Consider the following 17,858-nt stretch of genomic DNA (forward strand, 5'->3'; position numbering starts at 1 on the left):
ACAAGTCGTGCATCTACCTGGACGACATGATCTATTCGCCCAAGGTGCCGGTATTCCGCGATGACGATTACGGCCTGCTGGACGAACCGTATCTCGCCTCGATGGTCACTGCGCCGGCCGTCAATCGCGGCGCAGTCGCACGCAACGAACCTGAGCGTCTCGGCGAGCTCGAAGCGGCCATGCTGGCGCGTATCGAAATGCTGCTGGCACTTGCCGTTCACCACGGTCATACGGCGCTGGTGCTTGGCGCCTGGGGGTGCGGTGTATTCGGCAATAAGCCATCGGACATGGCAGCTTGGTTCGCCCAGCATTTGCTGCGCAACCCCAAATACCGCAACGCGTTTGAGCACGTGGTCTTTGCCGTGCTTGACCGAAAGGGGGCATCGGTCGCCGCCTTTGAAGCGCTGTTCACTGGAGAGGAATCGAAATGAGAAATGTCGTCGAGTTGTGCCAGCACATTCAAGATCATGGACAGCCCGAGATGCTGCTGTTCTGGGGGCATAGGCCTGCCAAGAACGGCGCTGTTACAAAGTCGTGCTTCAGCCAATGGTTCGAGGCCGGGTTTGTCATCGATGGCACGCGCTACCCGACTGCCGAGCACTTCATGATGGCAGGGAAGGCTCGCCTGTTCGGCGATGCGGCTGCGCTGGAGCGCATCCTGCGCTCGCCCAACCCTTCTGTGGCGAAAGCTGCCGGCCGCACAGTGGAAGGCTTCGATGAAGAGGTTTGGGCGGAGAACCGCTGGGACATTGTGGTCAAGGCCAACCATGCGAAGTTTTCCCAGAATCCTCCTTTGCGCAAGTTTCTGCTCGCCACTGGAGAACAGGTGCTGGTGGAGGCAAGCCCAGTTGATTTCGTGTGGGGCAGCGGCTTTGCCGCCGATTCGCCGTATGCCGAAAACCCATCCGAATGGACGGGCATGAACCTGCTCGGCTTTGCCCTGATGGAAGTGCGTTCACGCCTCAAGTAAGATCACTGGCAGCGGCCAAAAGCAATGGCCGGGACCAAGTAGCTGTGCGGTAAAATGGCGGCATGACGGGAAGATTGTTGGCCATTGATGGTTTGAATATCGTGCGGCGTGTGTATGAGGCCAGTCCGGAGCCGGACTCCGACCTCAAAGCCGAGATAGCGATGCGCCATGCGTTCAGCGCGTTCCAGCGCCTGGTCAACGGCCACGAGCCCACCCACATCCTGCCGGCCTTCGATTACGGCGGTACCACCTGGCGCCACACCTTGTACCAGGGTTACCGCGAAGGCCGCCAGCCGATGCCCGAAGTGCTGCGCGAAGCGCTGCCCCAGTTCTACATGCAGCTCACCAATATCGGCATGTGCCCGATCGCCATCCCCGACGTGGAAGCCGACGACGTGATCGGCACCGTGGTCACCCGCTGGCTCAGTGAAAACCGCGGCGAGGCCGTGGTGGCCACGACCGACAAGGACCTGCACTGCCTGATCGCCGAAGGCGCCCGCATCTGGGACCATTTCAAATCCGAATGGCATGACCGCGCCTGGGTCGAGCAGAAGTGGGGCGTCACGCCCGGCATGCTGCCGGACCTGCTGGCACTGATGGGCGACGAAACCGATTCCATCCCCGGCGTCTCCAACGTGGGCGTAAAAACCGCGGCTAAACTGTTGCGAACTTACGGCACTCTGGACGCAATCATGGCCGGCGCAGGCATCCTGAAGGACAAAGTCGGCGAAAGCCTACGAAAAGAGCGCGAGATGTTGTATCTTTCTCGTCAATTGGTCCAACTAAAAACGGACGTCCGGATCGGCGTGAGCTGGAATATGCTGGCCTGGGACCACCGTTAACCCTCCTGATGTTAAAAGCGGTTCTTATCGACAGCAGCGCCATTGCACGCGGCCTGCTCAATACAGTGCTGATCGACGGCGGCTACGACGTGGTCGGCCAGGCGCATACTTGCCTGGCAGGCAATGTGCTGCTGATCAAACACCAGCCCCAGATCATCTGCGTCGCGCGCGACTGCATCGAGGCTGATGAGCCATCCATGCTGGCCATGCGCAAGGATTGGCCGAAAGCCATGATCTTCATGGTGTCGTCGGAATTCGACCAGGCCACGATCCAGAAAGCCCATACCATGGGCATCAACGGCTATATCGTGAAGCCGTTCAATGGCGGTACGGTATTGAAGACCATCCGCAACACCATCATCGCGGCGGTGAAGCGGCAGCAGAAGGCGCAGGCCGACGCGCAAGGCGCCGGCCCGGCCGAGGGATCAGACGAAGTTTGAGCCGTTGATGATGCCGCCGCCCAGGCAAACGTCGCCGTCGTACAGCACGGCCGACTGGCCCGGGGTGACCGCCCACTGGGCATCCATGAATTTCAGCGCGAACTCGCTGTCGCCGTTGGCGGCAACGTCGCACGGCACGTCGGCCTGGCGGTAGCGGGTCTTGGCGCTGATGCGGCCCGCTTCCGGCGCCACGCCGGCAACCCAGCTGGCCTGGGCGGCGTGCAGCGCTTCCGACAGCAGCCACGGATGGTCGTGGCCCTGCACCACCCACAGCGTATTGTTTTCAACGTCCTTGCGCGCCACGTACCAGGCGTCCGACGAACCGTCGGCGTTCTGGTAAGTCTTCACGCCGCCGATGCCGATGCCCTTGCGCTGGCCCAGGGTGTAGAAGGACAGGCCCACGTGCTCGCCCACCACCTTGCCGTCCGGCGTCTTGATCGGGCCGGCCTGGTAGGACAGGTAGCGGTTCAGGAATTCGCGGAACGGGCGCTCGCCGATGAAGCAGATGCCGGTGGAATCCTTTTTGGCGGCATTCGGCAGCTGCAGTTTCTCTGCAATCTTGCGCACTTCCGTTTTCGGGATTTCTCCCAGTGGGAACAGGGTATTCGACAACTGCGCCTGGTTCAGGCGGTGCAGGAAGTAGCTCTGGTCCTTGGTGTGGTCGACGGCTTTCAGCAGTTCGTGGCGGCCGGTCGCGGTGTTGTGGCGCACGCGCGCATAGTGGCCGGTGGCGATCAGGTCCGCGCCCAGCTGCATGGCGTGGTCGAGGAAGGCCTTGAACTTGATCTCCGCATTGCACAAAACGTCCGGGTTGGGGGTGCGGCCGGCCTGGTATTCGCGCAGGAATTCCGCGAACACGCGGTCTTTGTATTCGGCGGCGAAGTTGACCGCTTCAATGTCCACGCCCACCACGTCGGCCACGCTGGCCGCGTCGATCCAGTCCTGGCGGGAGGAACAGAATTCGGAATCGTCGTCGTCTTCCCAGTTCTTCATGAACAGGCCGACGACTTCATAGCCTTGCTCTTTCAGTAACCAAGCGGAAACGGAAGAATCAACGCCACCGGACATGCCGATGACCACTTTTTTCTTGCTCATGTTGTAAATCGTCCAAACTTAGAGGAAGTCTTCAGACTTCCTCGAATACCGACACGTGGGTGTGCAGGATTTCCAGCGGAGCGCGCTTGCCAGCCAAATACTCATCCACGCAGGTCAGCAGCAGGGGGCTGCGGTGGCGTTCCCGGCAGGCCGCGATTTCATCGCGCGTCATCCAATGCGTACGCAGGATACCTTCATCCAGCGGCCGTTCCGGATAGTAGCTACCGACCTCGCCGCAGAAGGCAAAGCGCAGGAAGGTGACCAACTGGCCGGTACGCGCCGAGCGGTAGCGCGACATATACATGCCTACCAGGGCGGTCGGGGTGAAATCGTAGGCGGTTTCTTCGAGGGTTTCGCGCACCACCGCCTGTTCCAGCGACTCCAGGGGATCGAGGTGGCCGGCCGGCTGGTTCAGGCGAATGCCGTCACTGGTTTCTTCTTCAATCAGAAGAAACTTCCCGTCGCGCTCTATGACGGCAGCGACTGTGACATTCGGTTTCCAGGTGCGCGGCATGTTAGTCCATCCTCAGAAGACCCGACATTGTAGCCTGATCTCGCCGGTTCGTTGTTGCCACGGTGTGAAAAGCTTGTGCATTGCAACAATTCGGCACAGGTAATGTTGGTTGTAGAACATTTCATGTTAGATTTTAGTCAGTTTTTCCCACTATTGGAGGCATTATGAAGATTGGCGTACCGGCCGAGTCAAGGCCGGGGGAGACCAGGGTGGCGGCAACGCCCGAGACGGTCAAGAAACTGGCTGTCAAACACCAGGTGGTAGTGCAGGCGGGAGCCGGCATTGCAGCTTCGGTGACGGATGAAGCATATGCCGCTGCCGGCGCCACGATTGGCACCGCCGCAGAAGCACTGGGCGCGGAAATGGTACTGAAGGTACGCGCCCCGAACGCCGACGAACGGTCCCAGATGAAATCGGGCGCCGTGCTGGTCGGCATGCTGAATCCCTTTGACGGGGAAAACATTGCGGCCATGGCGGCTTCCGGCCTGTCCGCGTTTGCATTGGAAGCTGTGCCGCGTATCACGCGCGCGCAGTCGATGGACGTACTGTCCTCCCAGGCCAATATCGCGGGCTACAAGGCCGTGATGGTTGGCGCGAATACCTACCAGCGTTTCATGCCCATGCTGATGACCGCAGCGGGTACCGTGAAAGCTGCCCGTGTGCTGATCATGGGCGTCGGCGTGGCCGGCCTGCAAGCAATTGCCACAGCCAAGCGCCTGGGCGCCGTGATCGAAGCGTCCGACGTGCGTCCGCCCGTGAAAGAGCAGGTGGAGTCGCTCGGCGCAAAATTCATCGACGTGCCTTACCTGACCGACGAAGAGCGCGAAATCGCGAAGGGTGTCGGCGGCTATGCGCGCCCGATGCCGCCTGAATGGATGAAACGCCAGGCGGAGCTGGTGCATGAACGCGCCAGGCAGGCCGACATCATCATTTCCACGGCACTGATCCCGGGTCGCCCGGCGCCGGTGCTGATCTCCGAAGAAACCGTGAAGGCCATGAAGCCCGGCTCCGTCATCGTCGACCTGGCGGTGGAGCAGGGCGGCAATTGCCCCTTGTCCGAACTGGGCAAAACGGTCGTCAAGCATGGCGTGCATATCGTCGGCGAGCCGAACCTGGCCTGCCACGTGGCGGCGGATGCCTCCGCCCTGTATGCGCGCAACGTGCTCGACTTCCTCAAGCTGGTCTTTGATAAAGAAGACAAGCTGGTCATCGACCGCGAGGACGAAATCATCAAAGCAACGCTGGTCTGCCACGGCGGCGAGCAGTTGCGGAAATAGGAGGCGGGAATGGAAGTCAGTCACACCATCATCAACCTGATCATCTTCGTGCTGGCCGTGTATGTCGGTTACCACGTGGTCTGGACCGTCACACCGGCGCTGCATACGCCGCTGATGGCGGTAACTAATGCTGTATCGGCCATCATCATCGTGGGCGCCATGCTGGCGGCAGCGCTGACCGAAGGCCTGGTTGGACAAATCATGGGCACGGTCGCCGTGGCGCTGGCCGCGGTCAATGTGTTCGGTGGCTTCCTGGTCACCCAGCGCATGCTGGAGATGTTCAAGAAGAAGGAAAAAAAGGCGCCTGCGGCTGGTGCTGCGGCTTCGGCCACCGAGAAGGAGGCCAAGGCATGAGCTTCATCACCATGAACCTTGTCACGATGATGTACCTGATCGCGTCTGTCTGCTTCATCCAGGCGCTGAAAGGGTTGTCGTCGCCGGCAACGGCACGCAAGGGCAATGCCTTCGGCATGGCCGGCATGGCGATTGCCGCCGTGACCACCATCGCGCTGATCATGCGCTTGAAGGCCGACGCGGCCGAAGCGAACCACGCGGCGGAAGCGGTAGCCGCCGCGGCGCGCGCCTTCGGCATGGACGTGCATGCGCGTTCCGGCTCGGGCGGCCTGGGCCTCGGCCTGGTGGCGCTGGGCGTGCTGGTGGGCGGAGGCATCGGCGCCTTCCTCGCCAAGCGCGTCGAGATGACCAAGATGCCGGAGCTGGTGGCGGCAATGCACTCGCTGATCGGCATGGCGGCAGTCTGCATCGCTATCGCCGCAGTGTCCGAACCGCACGCCTTCGGCATCGTGGCACGCGGCCAGGCACTGCCGGTCGGTAACCGCATCGAGCTGTTCATCGGCACCTTTGTCGGCGCGATCACCTTCAGCGGTTCGGTGATCGCGTTCGGCAAGCTGGCAGGCAAGTACAAGTTCCGCCTGTTCCAGGGCGCACCGGTGGTGTTCGGCGGCCAGCACATACTGAACCTGGTGCTGGCGCTGGTCATGGTCGGCCTGGGCCTGGTGTTCGTGTTCAGCGGCGGCAACGAGCCGGCCTGGACCCCGTTCCTGGTAATGACGGCGGTTGCCTTCGTGCTGGGCGTGCTGATCATCATCCCGATCGGCGGCGCCGACATGCCGGTAGTGGTTTCGATGCTGAACTCCTACTCCGGCTGGGCAGCGGCGGGTATCGGCTTCTCGCTCAATAACTCGATGCTGATCATTGCCGGTTCGCTGGTGGGTTCCTCGGGCGCGATCCTGTCCTACATCATGTGCAAGGCGATGAACCGATCGTTCTTCAACGTGATCCTGGGCGGCTTCGGCGGCGACACTTCCGCGGCAGCGGCCGGCGGCGCACAGGCCCAGCGCAATGTGAAATCGGGTTCCTCCGACGACGCCGTATTCCTGATGCAGAATGCGGAAACCGTGATCATCGTTCCCGGCTACGGCCTGGCGGTGGCACGCGCCCAGCACGCGCTGAAAGAACTGGTCGAGAAGCTGGGCCATCACGGCGTGACGGTAAAGTACGCGATCCACCCGGTCGCAGGCCGTATGCCGGGCCATATGAACGTGCTGCTGGCGGAAGCCGAAGTGCCATATGACCAGGTGTTCGAGATGGAAGACATCAACAGCGAATTCGCGCAAGCCGACGTGGTACTGGTGCTGGGCGCGAACGACGTGGTGAATCCGGCGGCGAAGGATCCGAAATCGCCGATCGCCGGCATGCCGATCCTCGAGGCCTACAAGGCCAAGACCATCATCGTCAACAAACGCTCGATGGCGTCCGGCTATGCAGGCCTGGACAACGAGCTGTTCTACATGGACAAGACCATGATGGTGTTTGGCGACGCCAAGAAAGTGTTGGAAGACATGGTCAAAGCCGTCGAGTAACCACGGCCCAGCCGGTGTCACACCTTGGGGTCACACCCGAATCGGGACACGGGCTCTGCTTTGCAACAGCCGAGCTCGTGTCACACTTGGGGTGTGACCCCATGGTGTGACACGGGCTCTTCCGTATCCTAGTGGGTAGGTTTGGCGCGCTGGCGCTGGAATTCGTTGATCTGGACGGCGTAGCGTTGCTGCGAGGCTTGGGTGTGCCAGCTGTTCTGCGCTTTGATCATGGCGGCGGCGCCTTCCGCAGTGCCGACGATCTGGTCGATGCGCTTCACCGTCGCCATGCCCCAGGCGTTGCGCGGGCAGGCGATGCCGCCCAGCATGGGCTTGTTGTTTTGCGCGATCGGCACCGTTTTCAATGCGCCGATATCGGGCTCGGTACGGCTGGCGTATTGCAGGGCGTAGTCGTAGTCGAGCGTGTAGTCGGCGCGGCCATGCGAAACCAGCTTCAGCACATTGCGGCCGTAGTCGCCGACCGAGGTGGTCTCCAGCCTTGACGTGGCGGGCCGCTTTGCCAGCAGTAAGTCGACCGCGGCACCGTAGCTGCGGCGCTCCACGATGATGCCGCGCAAGGCGGGATCGGCCAATAATTTTTCCATATCGACTTCGCCATGGGCGTTCAGTGGTAGCCGTGGCACGGTATTTTCCTGCGCCACCAGTTGCAGCGGGGGCACCAGGTTGGTGTTGACGAAGTAAGCCAGCTTGTCGCGTTCTGCGTTGCGCAGGGCGGCCACGACGCAGGCACGCTCACCGCGCTCCACCATCAGCCAGGTGCGCTTGGGATTGGCGTAGATGAAGCGGTGTTCCACCGCGGGCCAGTGAGCGCTCAGATACAGCACGATCTGGTCGGCAATGCCGGTGGTGGGCTTGCCGTCCACCGGCATTGAGGCGGGCGGGATGTCGGGCATGAGCCAGGTCATCGTGTCGCGTGCCTGCGCGGCCGGCGCCAGCAGGGCGGTAAGCAGGGCGCAGGCGAGGCGGCACATTGATTTTCCTTTAGCGGCGGCCGTACATCATCAGTTCTGCCAGCACGGCGCGGGCCGGGGCGGCGACGTCGATGGCAGCCAGGCCCAGGCCGAGCAGGGGCTGCAGCATCGATTCGCTGGCGAAGATGCGGGCCATGGTATCGGTCAGGCGCACGGTCAGCTGGCGGTCCTGGCGGCGCTGGACGGCGTATTGCTCCAGTGCTTGCGGCGTGGCGCCGCGTGCCAGGGCGCGTGCCAGTTCGGTGGCGTCGCGCAGGCCCAGGTTGAGGCCCTGTCCCGCCACCGGGTGCAGGGTTTGCGCGGCATTGCCGATGGCCACGCTGCGTGCGCTGCCGGTGACGCCGGCGTTCAGTCCGAGCGGGAAGGCCAGGCGGCGCGTGGCTTGCGTGAACTTGCCCAGGCGCTCGCCAAAGGTTTCGCCGAGCTTGGCGAGGAAGGCGGCATCGTCCAGTGCCAGGATGGCTTGCGCGCTGGCCGGGCTGGCGCACCAGACCAGCGAATAGCCGTCGTCCTGCGGCAGCAGGGCCAGCGGGCCTTCGTTGGTGAAGCGTTCGTAGGCGCGGTGCGCTATCGGGGCACTGGTGTGTACCTGGGCGATGATGGCGGTTTGCCGGTAGTCGCGTGTTTCGGCTTTGTCGGCCTGCTCGCCGAACAGGCCGCCCTCGGCCTGCACCACCACGGCGGCGCGCAACACGCGCGCAAACCGGCCTTCGCTTTCGAGGTGCAGCGTGACGCTGTCGGCCGCTTCGTCGCTGCCGGTGACGCGCACCGGGCGCAGCTCGGCGATGCCGAGGCGCTTGCAGGCATTGCCCAGCGCTTCGACGATGGCGCCGTATCGCGTGACGTAGCCGAGCGCCGGCAGCCCGTGTTCGTCGCGCGTGATCATGCTGCGGCCGAACTGGCCGCGCCGCGAGACGTGGATTTCGTGGATGGCGGTGGCATGGATCGGCCAGGCGCCGACCTGCTCCAGGATCTGGCGGCTGCCGTAGGACAGGGCCAGGGTGCGCGGGTCCTGCATGGCTTGTTCCAGAGGCTTGGCGTCCACCAGTACGATGCGGGCGGCGTCCACGCCGCGTTTCACCAGCAGTGCCGCAAGCGCCATGCCGGCCGGGCCGGCGCCGCAAATGGCGATATCGTAATCAATCATTTCATCAAAGCTTCAATCTCGGCCACCGTCTTGGGCGCGCCGCCCGTCAACAGTTGGAAGCCGTTATCGCGGACGATCACGTCGTCCTCGATGCGGATGCCGATGTTCCAGTATTTTTCCGGCACGCCTTCGGCCGGGCGCACGTAGATGCCTGGTTCCACCGTCATCGCCATGCCGGCTTGCAGCAGGCGCGATGGCTTGTCTTCGCGCGCCACGTCCCGGTACAGGCCGACGTCGTGCACGTCCATGCCGATCCAGTGGCCGGTGCCGTGCATGTAGAACTGCGTGTATTTCTTCTCTGCCAGCACTTCGTCCAGCGTGCCATGCAGCAGGCCGAAGTCCAGCATGCCCTGCGCCAGCACCTGCACGGCGGCGTCGTGGGCGTCGTGGTATTTGCGGCCCGGCTTGATGGCATCGAAGGCGGCCTGCTGCGCGGCCAGCACCAGCTCGTACAGTTCGCGCTGGGCCGGGCTGAAACGGCCGTTGACCGGGAAGGTGCGGGTGATGTCGGCGGCGTAGCCGTCAAGCTCGCAGCCGGCATCGATCAGCACCAGGTCGCCGTCCCGGGTGCGGCGGTTGTTGGCGTTGTAGTGCAGGACGCAGGCGTTGGGGCCGGAAGCGACGATCGGCGTGTAGGCCGGGAACTGGGCGCCGTGGCGGCGGAATTCGTGCAGCAGCTCGGCTTCCAGCTCGTATTCGACAGTGCCGGCGCCGTGGCTGCCGGCAAAGCGCATGGCGCGGGCATGGGCGCCAGCGGAAATTTCGCCGGCGCGCAGCATGATGGCGCTTTCGTGCTGGTCCTTGAACAGGCGCATCTCGTCGACCAGTGGCGGCAGGTCGCGCAGCACGGGCGGCGCGCTGGTGCCGCTGCGCGCGAGCCTGCGCACGCCGTCGAACCAGCGCCGCTGCTGCTGTTCGCCGCCGCGTGCCAGCGGGGCGTACAGGGCGCCGGCGTTGGACAGCAGGCGCACCATGTGTTCATCAAGCGCATCGATCGGGAAGGCCGAGTCGAAGCCGAATGCTTCGCGCGCGGCATCGGGGCCATAGCGGTAGCCGTCCCAGATCTCCGATTGCAGGTGCTTCTCGCGGCAGAACAGGATCGATTGCGCGGCGGCGTCGCCGCGCGGCGCCACCAGCACCAGCACCGACTCCGGCTCGCTGAAGCCGCTCAGGTAGTAGAACGAACTGTCGTGGCGGTAGGGGTATTCGGTGTCGGCATTGCGCGTCGCTTCGGGCGCGGTGCCGATCACCGCCACGCTGCCCGCTTCCATCTGGGCCAGCAGGCGCGCGCGGCGGTCGGCGTATGGTTTCATGCGTTCAGGTCTTCCAGTTGGCGTACGGTGCCGACGTTGACCCATTGGTCCTGATAGATCTCGCCGCCGATGCGGCCCTGGTCGGCAAACTCGAACAGCAGCTTGCCCAGGCCGGCCTTCTGGCCAGGCGTGATGCCGGCGAACATTTCGGGGCGGTACACGCCGATATTGGCGAAGTTCCATTTCGGCGAACCCTGGCCGGAAACGGTGTACAGCTTGAGCGCGAAGTCGCCTTCCGGGTTGTGCCATGGATTCGGCGTCAGCCAGATCCAGGCAATGTCGCGCACGTGGGCGGGATACGGATCGCCGCGGTGGTCTTTGTCCTTCAGCACGTCGAGCGCTTCGGAGAAATCGAAATGCGGGCAGTAGATGTCGCCCGACAGCACCAGGAACGGCTCCTCGCCCAGCAGGTGCAGGGCGTTGGCCACGCCGCCTGCCGTTTCCAGCGCTTCCGCTTCCGGCGAGTAGCGGATTTTTGCGCCGAACTGCGCGCCGTCGCCCAGCGCTGCCTCGATCATGTGGCCGAGGTGGGCGTGGTTGATGACGATCTCCGTGATCCCGGCGCGCACCAGGTTCAGGATGTGCCAGACGATCAGCGGCCGGCCGCGCACTGTCAGCAGCGGCTTGGGGCAGGTGTCGGTCAGGGGCCGCATGCGTTCGCCGCGGCCGGCGGCGAGGATCATGGCTTTCATGCGGCGCCCCTCAGAACGTGTAGCCGACTTGCGGCGCGGCGCCTTCCAGCGTATCGAGCAGCTTGATCAGCGGCTTGAGGTCGCGGTAGCGGTTGGCGGTCTTGCGCACGTAATCCATCACCGTCGGCAGGTCGCCCAGGTAGTGCGGCTTGCCGTCGCGGTAGTTCAGGCGGCAGAAGATGCCGAGGATCTTCAGGTGGCGCTGCAAGGCCATGTACTCGAAGTCCTTGTAGAACTCATCGAAGTCCTTCTTCACCGGCAGGCCGGCGCTGCGCGCATGCTGCCAGTAGCGGATCAGCCAGTCCAGCACCAGTTCCTCGTCCCACGATATGTAAGCGTCGCGCAGCAGCGAGGCGCAATCGTAGGTGATCGGGCCCCATACCGCGTCCTGGAAGTCGAGGATGCCGGGATTACCCTGGTCCATCCACATCAGGTTGCGCGAGTGGTAGTCGCGGTGCATGAAGACCTGGGGCTGGGCCAGGCAGTTGGCCAGGATCGCCTCGAACACTTGGTCCAGTTCCTGCTGCTGTTTTTCGTTGAGGGTGGTGGCCAGGTGCTTGCCGATGTACCACTCAGGGAAGATAGTCAGTTCGCGCAGCATGAAGGCGCGGTCGAATTCCGGCAGCACGCCGGGCTGGCTGGCCTGCTGGATCTTGACCAGGGACGACAACGCTTCGGCGTACAGGGTGGCGGCCGAATCGTGGTCCAGCGCCTGCAGGTAGGTGGTGCTGCCCAGGTCGGACAGCAGCAGGAAGCCCTGCTCCAGGTTTTCGGCGGCGATTTTCGGCACCGAGACGCCGGCCGCTTCCAGCAAGCCCTGGACTTTCACGTAAGCCGGCACGTTCTCGCGCTGCGGCGGGGCGTCCATGGCAACCAGGGTGGCGCCGTGGGCGGCGCGGTGCTGCGGCAGCACGTCGACGCGGAAGTAGCGGCGGAAACTGGCGTCCTCGGACGCCGGGCGTGCCGAGGCGGTATCCACCAGGCCGGTAGCTTGCAGCCATTCGGTGAGCTCGGCAAGGCGTGGATCGGCGGCTGGGGATGGTGAATTAGATAATAAAGACATTAAAGCAGCCTGCGAAATCCAGTGAGTGGTAAAGATTCCCATATAATAAGGGATTCACATTAAAAAATCGCCTTTATGGTGTTTCAAGCGCCCCACCCATGACCCGGTTCCTGGCACCCCCCAACTCCAAGCGCTGGGCGTTCGCCTTGACCGCCATTGCCGCCGCCACCACGGCGATGTCTGCCCATGCGCAGTCGCATCCCGCCGCCAAACGTCCGCCGCACGTGGAAGACAAGAACGCACCGACCACCGTGCGCGCCGAAGACATGTCCGGCCGCCCGGAGCGCGACCTGCGCCTGCTGCGCGACGTGGAAGTGGTGCACGACAAGACCCGCGTCACCGCCGATTCGGCCAGCTTCCAGCAGGTGGAGCAGGAACTGGAGGCCAAGGGCAATGTGCGTCTCTGGCGTTTCGGCGACTATTACACCGCCGATGAACTGAAGCTGAACATGGAAACGGCACGCGGCTATGCGCTGCAGCCGACCTACCAGCTCGAAACCAACAACGCCCAGGGCAAGGCGCAGCGCATCAACTTCCTGAACGACGACGAAGCCCAGGTGGTGGACGGCACCTACAGCACCTGCCAGGGTCCGAACCCGGACTGGTACGTCAAGGCGCGCTCGCTGAACCTGGACCAGGGCCGCGACGTCGGCACGGCCGGCGCCACCCTGATCTACTTCAAGGACGTGCCGATCCTGGGGACGCCGGCGATGTCGTTCTCGCTGTCGGGCGCGCGCCGCTCCGGCTGGCTGCCGCCGACCCCGTCCTACTCCTCGCGCGGCGGGGCGGAACTGTTGGTGCCGTACTACTTCAATATCGCGCCCAACCGCGACCTGACGCTGTACCCGCGCTATATTTCGCGCCGTGGCCTGCAACTGGGCGCGGTGGCACGCTATATCGGCGAAACCGACGCCGGCAACTACTACGAGGGCAGGACCCTGCTGGAGTACCTGCCGAACGACAAGGAAGCCAACCGCGACCGCTGGCAGCTGCATACCGTGCACACGCAAAACCTGGCCAAGGACTGGACCTATGGCTGGAACCTGCGCGCCGCGTCGGACAACAACTACCCGAACGACTTCTCCAAGACCGTTTCCTCGTCGGCCGAGCGGCAGTTGCTCAAGGAGCTGCGCACCGACTACGGCGGCGAGTACTGGAGCCTGACTGCGCGTGCCCAGAAATACCACGTGCTGCAGGATCCGGGCTGGCCGGCCGACCCGTCGTTGTTCGTCTCGCGTCCTTACGACCGCCTGCCGGCCATCAACCTGCATGCAGCGCGCTATGACGTCGGCGGGTTCGACTGGCAGCTCGATTCGGAGCTGACCCGCTTCTGGCACCCGGACCTGATCAAGGGCAACCGCATGGTGGTGGTGCCGCAGGTCAGCTACCCGATCATCGGCGCCTCCTATTTCGTGACGCCGAAAGTGATGCTGAACGCCAGCGCCTACCAGCTTGACGAATTCGGCACGGATCCATCGCGCTCGCTGCAGCGCGCGGTGCCGACTTTCTCGCTCGATTCGGGCCTGGTGTTCGAGCGCGACGCCAAGTTCGGCGGCAAGCAGCTGACCCAGACCCTGGAGCCGCGCCTGTTCTACGTCTACACGCCGTACCGCAAGCAGGACCAGTTCCCGAACTTCGACACCGCGCCGGCCACCTTCAACTTCTCGCAGATTTTCAGCGAGAACCGTTTTGTCGGCTCCGACCGCATCGGCGACGCCAACCAGGTGACGGCGGCGGTGGTGTCGCGCTTCCTGGAGTCGAGTGGCGCGGAGCGCCTGCGCCTGGCGTTCGGCCAGCGTTTCTACTTCGCCGACCAGCGGGTGCAGATCGACAATTCGACGCCGGTCAACAGCACCCGTTCCGACATGCTGCTGGCGGCCACCGGCCGCATCTCCAATTCCTGGGGCATCGACAGCCTGGTGCAGTACAACCCGAGCACCAGCAAGGTCACCACCTCGAATATGTCGCTGCAGTACACGCCTGGCACCTACAAGGTGCTCAACGCGGGCTACCGCTATGTGCGTGACAGCTTCAAGAATGCCGACCTGTCGGCCCAGTGGCCGATCTCGGACAAGTGGTTCGGCGTGGGCCGCATGTCGTACTCGCTGCGTGAACACAAGATGCTGGAAAGCGTGGTGGGGCTGGAATACAACTGCGATTGCTGGGTATTCCGCATGGGCGCGCAGCGCTTCGTCACCACCGCCAAGAAAAATTCCACCCAGTTCTTCTTCCAGCTGGAGTTGAACGGCTTGTCCAAGCTCGGTTTCGGCAACCCGCTGGAGGTGCTGAAGAACAGCATCCCCGGCTATCGCCGCGTCAATGAAGGCGTGCGTTAAGCTTTCGATTTCCTCAACACTGATACATGAGCGCCTCAGATATGCACCCGATCAAACTAGTTGTTGCCTTGCTGTGTGCTTCCCTTGCCGTCCCGGCCCTGGCGCAGGACGCCAAGAGTGCCAAGCCGGCAGCACCGGCTGCCGCCAAGGCGGCGCCATCGAAGGGCTTCACGCCGCCGGCCCAATCGGCCAATGCGCCGATCGACGCGATTGCCGTTATCGTCAACGACGAAGTGATCACCCAGCGCGAACTGAACGAACGCGTGGCCACCATCGTGGCGCGCATGCAGCAGCAGAAGCTGGCGCTGCCTGACGCCGGCGAACTGCGCAAGCAGGTGCTCGAGCGCATGATCGTGGAGCGCGCCCAGCTCCAGCTGGCCAAGGAAATGGGAGTGCGGGTCGACGACAATATGCTCGACCGCGCCATCGCCCGCATCGCCGAGCAGCAGAAGATGACGGTGCAGCAACTGCGCAACCAGATGGAGAAAGATGGCACCACCTTCGCCTCCTTCCGCGAAGAGATCCGCGAAGAGATCGTGATGCAGCGCCTGCGCGAATATGAGGTCGACAACAAGATCAATATCGCCGAAGCGGAAGTGGACAACTTCATCGCTGCCGAGAAAGCGGCGGCATCCGAACAGTTCGAGCTGAACATCTCGCAGATCATGGTGCGCATCCCGGAAAACGCTTCGCCGGACGTGATCGGCCAGCGCCAGAAGCGCGCCGAGGAAGTGCTGCGCCAGCTGCGCACCGGCGCCGACTTCGCCAAGATGGCCGCCACCTACTCGGACGCTTCCGACGCGCTGCAGGGCGGCGCCGTGGGCTGGCGCCCGGGCAGCGCCCTGCCGCCGATCTTCGCCGAGGCGCTGAACAAGCTGAAACCCGGCCAGAACAGCGCGATCATCAAGAGTGCGGCCGGCTTCCACATCCTGAAACTGGTCGACAAGCGCAGCATGGCCGATGCGGCCGCGCAGGAGACCGTGCAGCAGACCCACGCCCGCCACATCCTGCTGAAGGTGACGCCGACCATGAGCGCGGCCGACGCCAAGCGCAAGCTGCTGGAACTGAAGGAGCGCCTGGACAACAAGGCCGCCAAGTTCGAGGAACTGGCGCGCCTGTTCTCCAACGACAGCAGCGCCAGCAAGGGCGGCGACATGGGCTGGCTGTACCCGGGCGACACGGTGCCGGAATTCGAACAGGCCATGAACGGCCTGAAACTGGGCCAGGTATCCGATCCGGTGGAGACCTCCTTCGGCTACCACCTGATCGAAGTGCTGGAGCGTAAATCGGACGACGTCTCGAAAGAGAAGCAGCGCGCCGCCGCGCGCAATGCCCTGCGCGAGCGCAAGCTGGTGGAAGCGGTGGAAGACTGGCAGCGCCAGGTGCGCGACCGCGCCTACGTCGAATTCCGCGACGAATCGCTGAAATAAGCAGGCGGGCCGACCATGAGCGCCAAACTGCAAGCGCGGCGCCAGGGTGTGCGCCCCGTCGTTGCTATCACCACCGGCGAGCCGGCCGGCATCGGGCCGGAAATCGCCATCCGCGCGGCATGGGCCATGCGGCACCAGGTCAATGCGGTGCTGGTGGGCGATGCCGCCTTCCTGGCAATGACCGCGTCGGCCATCGATCCGGAGATCCGCGTCAGCGCCATTTCCACCATGGCGGCGCGCAACGCCGGCCTGCCGCATTTCGGCGCCGACCGCCTGTGCGCGCTGGACATCCCGCTGGGCGCCCACGTACAGCCGGGCGTGCTGGACAAGGAAAACGGGCGCTACGTGCTTGCCACGCTGGACGCCGCGATTGAAGGCATCCGCGCCGGCTGGTTCGAAGCCGTCGCCACGGCGCCGGTGCAAAAATCCACCATCAACGATGCCGGCGTGCCGTTCTCCGGCCACACCGAGTACTTTGCCGAGCAGACCGGCACCGCCCGCGTGGTGATGCTGCTGGCGGGCGACGCCGACGGCATGCCGCTGCGGGTAGCGTTGGCGACCACCCACCTGCCGCTGAAAGAAGTCAGCGCCGCGCTCACGCAACAGAGCCTGGCGCAGACGCTGGACATCATCCAGGCCGACCTGCGCAGCAAGTTCGGCATCGCCGCCCCGCGCATCCTGGTGGCCGGCCTGAACCCGCATGCCGGCGAAAACGGCTACCTGGGCCGCGAAGAAATCGACACCATCACACCGGCCCTGGAAGCGGCGCGCGCGCGCGGCATCGATGCGCGCGGCCCGTATCCGGCCGACACCCTGTTCCAGCACAAATACCTGAAAGACGCGGACTGCGTGCTGGCCATGTACCACGATCAGGGCCTGCCGGTGCTGAAGTACGCCACCTTCGGCCACGGCGTCAACATCACGCTCGGCCTGCCGCTGATCCGCACGTCGGTCGACCACGGCACCGCGCTCGACCTGGCCGCGCAAGGCCTGGGACGCGCCGACTGTTCCAGCATGCAGGCTGCGCTGGAAGCGGCGCTGCAGATGGCCCAGGCCAGCCAATAAGAAAGACTGAATATGAAACACATTGCCCGCAAACGCTTCGGCCAGAACTTCCTGCAGGACGACCGCGTCCTCGGCGACATCATCGACTCCATCGCGCCGGCCGCCGGCGACACCATGGTGGAAATCGGCCCCGGCCTGGCCGCCATGACCGACCTGCTGCTCAAGTCGCTGCCGCATATGCACGTGGTGGAACTGGACCGCGACCTGGTGGCGCGCCTGGAGAAGCGCTACCCGCGCGACAAGCTCACCATCCACGCCGGCGATGCGCTGAAGTTCGACTTTGGCTACATCCCGGTACCGCAAGGGAAGAAGCTGCGCGTGGTGGGCAACCTGCCTTACAACATCTCGTCGCCGCTGCTGTTCCACCTGGCCGAATTCGCGCCCGTGGTGCAAGACCAGCATTTCATGCTGCAAAAGGAAGTGGTGGAGCGCATGGTGGCCGAACCGGGCACCAAGGCATACAGCCGGCTGTCGGTGATGCTGCAATGGCGCTACCGCATGGCCATGCTGTTCGTGGTGCCGCCGGACGCCTTCGACCCGCCGCCGAAAGTCGATTCGGCCATCGTGCGCATGATCCCGATCGAGCAGCCGCTGGCCTGCGACCAGGCGCGCCTGGAAGCGGTGGTGCAGAAAGCCTTCTCGCAACGCCGCAAGGTGATCCGCAACTGCGTGGCCGGCATGTTCACCGAAGCGCAACTGGTGGCGGCCGGCATCAACCCGCAAGACCGGCCGGAAGCCGTGCCGGTGGCAGCCTACGTGGCGCTGGCCAACCTGCCAGTTTGAAAGTCGGGGTCAGCTCCGG

At 64.0% G+C, this 17,858-nt stretch carries 18 protein-coding genes; 11 read left to right on the forward strand and 7 right to left on the reverse strand.

What is annotated here, in order from left to right; genetic code table 11:
- From ACQ4MM_RS05570 to ACQ4MM_RS05585, 4 genes are all read left to right on the forward strand, one after another.
- The coding region (locus ACQ4MM_RS05570) for a TIGR02452 family protein (protein ID WP_431476449.1) at positions 1–431 on the forward strand (431 nt) is incomplete at its 5' end.
- On the forward strand, positions 428–970 hold the full coding sequence (locus tag ACQ4MM_RS05575; protein ID WP_431476450.1) for an NADAR family protein: 543 nt from the start codon (positions 428–430) through the stop codon (positions 968–970). The genes ACQ4MM_RS05570 and ACQ4MM_RS05575, both read left to right, overlap by 4 nt.
- Positions 971–1,032: 62 nt before the next feature.
- Entirely contained in the window at positions 1,033–1,812 is a 780-nt protein-coding gene (locus ACQ4MM_RS05580) for a 5'-3' exonuclease (protein WP_431476451.1), read from the forward strand.
- 8 nt (positions 1,813–1,820) lie between these two features.
- Complete coding sequence (locus tag ACQ4MM_RS05585) at positions 1,821–2,252, forward strand: response regulator (RefSeq protein WP_431476452.1); 432 nt, start codon at positions 1,821–1,823, stop codon at positions 2,250–2,252.
- Here the strand turns inward: ACQ4MM_RS05585 and mnmA are convergent.
- Positions 2,238–3,347 carry a tRNA 2-thiouridine(34) synthase MnmA gene (gene mnmA, locus ACQ4MM_RS05590; protein ID WP_431476453.1) on the reverse strand — a complete coding sequence of 370 codons (1,110 nt, stop codon included), beginning with the start codon at positions 3,345–3,347 and terminating at the stop codon, positions 2,238–2,240. The genes ACQ4MM_RS05585 and mnmA overlap by 15 nt on opposite strands.
- A 31-nt stretch (positions 3,348–3,378) precedes the next feature.
- Positions 3,379–3,861 carry an NUDIX hydrolase gene (locus ACQ4MM_RS05595; protein WP_431476454.1) on the reverse strand — a complete coding sequence of 161 codons (483 nt, stop codon included), beginning with the start codon at positions 3,859–3,861 and terminating at the stop codon, positions 3,379–3,381.
- A 164-nt stretch (positions 3,862–4,025) separates the two neighbouring features.
- Here ACQ4MM_RS05595 and ACQ4MM_RS05600 point away from each other — a divergent pair, with 164 nt between their 5' ends.
- The 3 genes from ACQ4MM_RS05600 to ACQ4MM_RS05610 are packed head-to-tail and all read left to right on the forward strand — an operon-like array spanning position 4,026 to position 7,021.
- Positions 4,026–5,138 carry a Re/Si-specific NAD(P)(+) transhydrogenase subunit alpha gene (locus ACQ4MM_RS05600; protein WP_431476455.1) on the forward strand — a complete coding sequence of 371 codons (1,113 nt, stop codon included), beginning with the start codon at positions 4,026–4,028 and terminating at the stop codon, positions 5,136–5,138.
- A 9-nt stretch (positions 5,139–5,147) separates the two neighbouring features.
- Complete coding sequence (locus ACQ4MM_RS05605) at positions 5,148–5,492, forward strand: NAD(P) transhydrogenase subunit alpha (RefSeq protein WP_431476456.1); 345 nt, start codon at positions 5,148–5,150, stop codon at positions 5,490–5,492.
- The gene (locus tag ACQ4MM_RS05610) at positions 5,489–7,021 is read left to right on the forward strand and encodes an NAD(P)(+) transhydrogenase (Re/Si-specific) subunit beta (RefSeq protein WP_431476457.1); all 1,533 of its coding nucleotides are present in this window, start codon (positions 5,489–5,491) and stop codon (positions 7,019–7,021) included. The genes ACQ4MM_RS05605 and ACQ4MM_RS05610 overlap by 4 nt, the downstream gene beginning before the upstream one ends.
- 128 nt (positions 7,022–7,149) lie before the next feature.
- Here the strand turns inward: ACQ4MM_RS05610 and ACQ4MM_RS05615 are convergent, their stop codons facing one another.
- From ACQ4MM_RS05615 to ACQ4MM_RS05635, 5 genes are read right to left on the reverse strand one after another with little or no spacing between them, the layout of a single operon-like run.
- Positions 7,150–8,010 (reverse strand): TIGR02285 family protein, encoded by an 861-nt coding sequence (locus tag ACQ4MM_RS05615; protein ID WP_431476458.1) that lies wholly within the window; start codon positions 8,008–8,010, stop codon positions 7,150–7,152.
- A 10-nt stretch (positions 8,011–8,020) separates the two neighbouring features.
- Complete coding sequence (locus tag ACQ4MM_RS05620) at positions 8,021–9,157, reverse strand: UbiH/UbiF/VisC/COQ6 family ubiquinone biosynthesis hydroxylase (RefSeq protein ID WP_431476459.1); 1,137 nt, start codon at positions 9,155–9,157, stop codon at positions 8,021–8,023.
- Positions 9,154–10,470 carry a Xaa-Pro aminopeptidase gene (pepP, locus tag ACQ4MM_RS05625; RefSeq protein ID WP_431476460.1) on the reverse strand — a complete coding sequence of 439 codons (1,317 nt, stop codon included), beginning with the start codon at positions 10,468–10,470 and terminating at the stop codon, positions 9,154–9,156. The genes ACQ4MM_RS05620 and pepP overlap by 4 nt, the downstream gene beginning before the upstream one ends.
- Positions 10,467–11,162, reverse strand: coding sequence for an N-acetylmuramate alpha-1-phosphate uridylyltransferase MurU (gene murU, locus ACQ4MM_RS05630; RefSeq protein WP_431476461.1), 696 nt, complete (start codon positions 11,160–11,162; stop codon positions 10,467–10,469). Before murU ends, pepP begins: the two co-directional genes overlap by 4 nt.
- 10 nt (positions 11,163–11,172) lie before the next feature.
- Positions 11,173–12,225, reverse strand: a complete 1,053-nt coding sequence (locus tag ACQ4MM_RS05635) for an aminoglycoside phosphotransferase family protein (protein ID WP_431476462.1) — start codon at positions 12,223–12,225, stop codon at positions 11,173–11,175.
- 98 nt (positions 12,226–12,323) lie between these two features.
- Between ACQ4MM_RS05635 and ACQ4MM_RS05640 the strand changes: the two genes are divergently transcribed.
- Genes ACQ4MM_RS05640 through rsmA form a run of 4 tightly spaced genes read left to right on the forward strand, consistent with a single transcriptional unit; the run spans position 12,324 to position 17,839 of the window.
- The gene (locus ACQ4MM_RS05640; protein ID WP_431476463.1) at positions 12,324–14,561 is read left to right on the forward strand and encodes an LPS-assembly protein LptD; all 2,238 of its coding nucleotides are present in this window, start codon (positions 12,324–12,326) and stop codon (positions 14,559–14,561) included.
- 26 nt (positions 14,562–14,587) lie between these two features.
- Positions 14,588–15,991 carry a peptidylprolyl isomerase gene (locus tag ACQ4MM_RS05645; protein WP_431476464.1) on the forward strand — a complete coding sequence of 468 codons (1,404 nt, stop codon included), beginning with the start codon at positions 14,588–14,590 and terminating at the stop codon, positions 15,989–15,991.
- Between the two features lie 15 nt (positions 15,992–16,006).
- A complete protein-coding gene (gene pdxA, locus ACQ4MM_RS05650) occupies positions 16,007–17,056 on the forward strand; it encodes a 4-hydroxythreonine-4-phosphate dehydrogenase PdxA (RefSeq protein WP_431476465.1) in 1,050 nt (349 codons plus the stop codon).
- Between the two features lie 12 nt (positions 17,057–17,068).
- On the forward strand, positions 17,069–17,839 hold the full coding sequence (gene rsmA / locus ACQ4MM_RS05655) for a 16S rRNA (adenine(1518)-N(6)/adenine(1519)-N(6))-dimethyltransferase RsmA (protein WP_431476466.1): 771 nt from the start codon (positions 17,069–17,071) through the stop codon (positions 17,837–17,839).
- The last annotated feature ends 19 nt before the right edge of the window (positions 17,840–17,858 follow it).

It is taken from the genome of Massilia eburnea (assembly GCF_050709955.1).
Taxonomy (GTDB): Bacteria; Pseudomonadota; Gammaproteobacteria; order Burkholderiales; family Burkholderiaceae_D; genus Rugamonas; species Rugamonas eburnea_A.

Coding starts and splice junctions, on each gene's coding strand:
- ACQ4MM_RS05615 (WP_431476458.1), bottom strand. CDS start 8,010: ATGTGCCGCCTCGCCTGCGCCCTGCTTACCGCCCTGCTGGCGCCGGCC.
- ACQ4MM_RS05575 (WP_431476450.1), top strand. CDS start 428: ATGAGAAATGTCGTCGAGTTGTGCCAGCACATTCAAGATCATGGACAG.
- pepP (WP_431476460.1), bottom strand. CDS start 10,470: ATGAAACCATACGCCGACCGCCGCGCGCGCCTGCTGGCCCAGATGGAA.
- ACQ4MM_RS05610 (WP_431476457.1), top strand. CDS start 5,489: ATGAGCTTCATCACCATGAACCTTGTCACGATGATGTACCTGATCGCG.
- ACQ4MM_RS05600 (WP_431476455.1), top strand. CDS start 4,026: ATGAAGATTGGCGTACCGGCCGAGTCAAGGCCGGGGGAGACCAGGGTG.
- mnmA (WP_431476453.1), bottom strand. CDS start 3,347: ATGAGCAAGAAAAAAGTGGTCATCGGCATGTCCGGTGGCGTTGATTCT.
- pdxA (WP_431476465.1), top strand. CDS start 16,007: ATGAGCGCCAAACTGCAAGCGCGGCGCCAGGGTGTGCGCCCCGTCGTT.
- ACQ4MM_RS05645 (WP_431476464.1), top strand. CDS start 14,588: ATGAGCGCCTCAGATATGCACCCGATCAAACTAGTTGTTGCCTTGCTG.
- rsmA (WP_431476466.1), top strand. CDS start 17,069: ATGAAACACATTGCCCGCAAACGCTTCGGCCAGAACTTCCTGCAGGAC.
- ACQ4MM_RS05605 (WP_431476456.1), top strand. CDS start 5,148: ATGGAAGTCAGTCACACCATCATCAACCTGATCATCTTCGTGCTGGCC.
- murU (WP_431476461.1), bottom strand. CDS start 11,162: ATGAAAGCCATGATCCTCGCCGCCGGCCGCGGCGAACGCATGCGGCCC.
- ACQ4MM_RS05635 (WP_431476462.1), bottom strand. CDS start 12,225: ATGTCTTTATTATCTAATTCACCATCCCCAGCCGCCGATCCACGCCTT.
- ACQ4MM_RS05580 (WP_431476451.1), top strand. CDS start 1,033: ATGACGGGAAGATTGTTGGCCATTGATGGTTTGAATATCGTGCGGCGT.
- ACQ4MM_RS05585 (WP_431476452.1), top strand. CDS start 1,821: ATGTTAAAAGCGGTTCTTATCGACAGCAGCGCCATTGCACGCGGCCTG.
- ACQ4MM_RS05595 (WP_431476454.1), bottom strand. CDS start 3,861: ATGCCGCGCACCTGGAAACCGAATGTCACAGTCGCTGCCGTCATAGAG.
- ACQ4MM_RS05640 (WP_431476463.1), top strand. CDS start 12,324: ATGACCCGGTTCCTGGCACCCCCCAACTCCAAGCGCTGGGCGTTCGCC.
- ACQ4MM_RS05620 (WP_431476459.1), bottom strand. CDS start 9,157: ATGATTGATTACGATATCGCCATTTGCGGCGCCGGCCCGGCCGGCATG.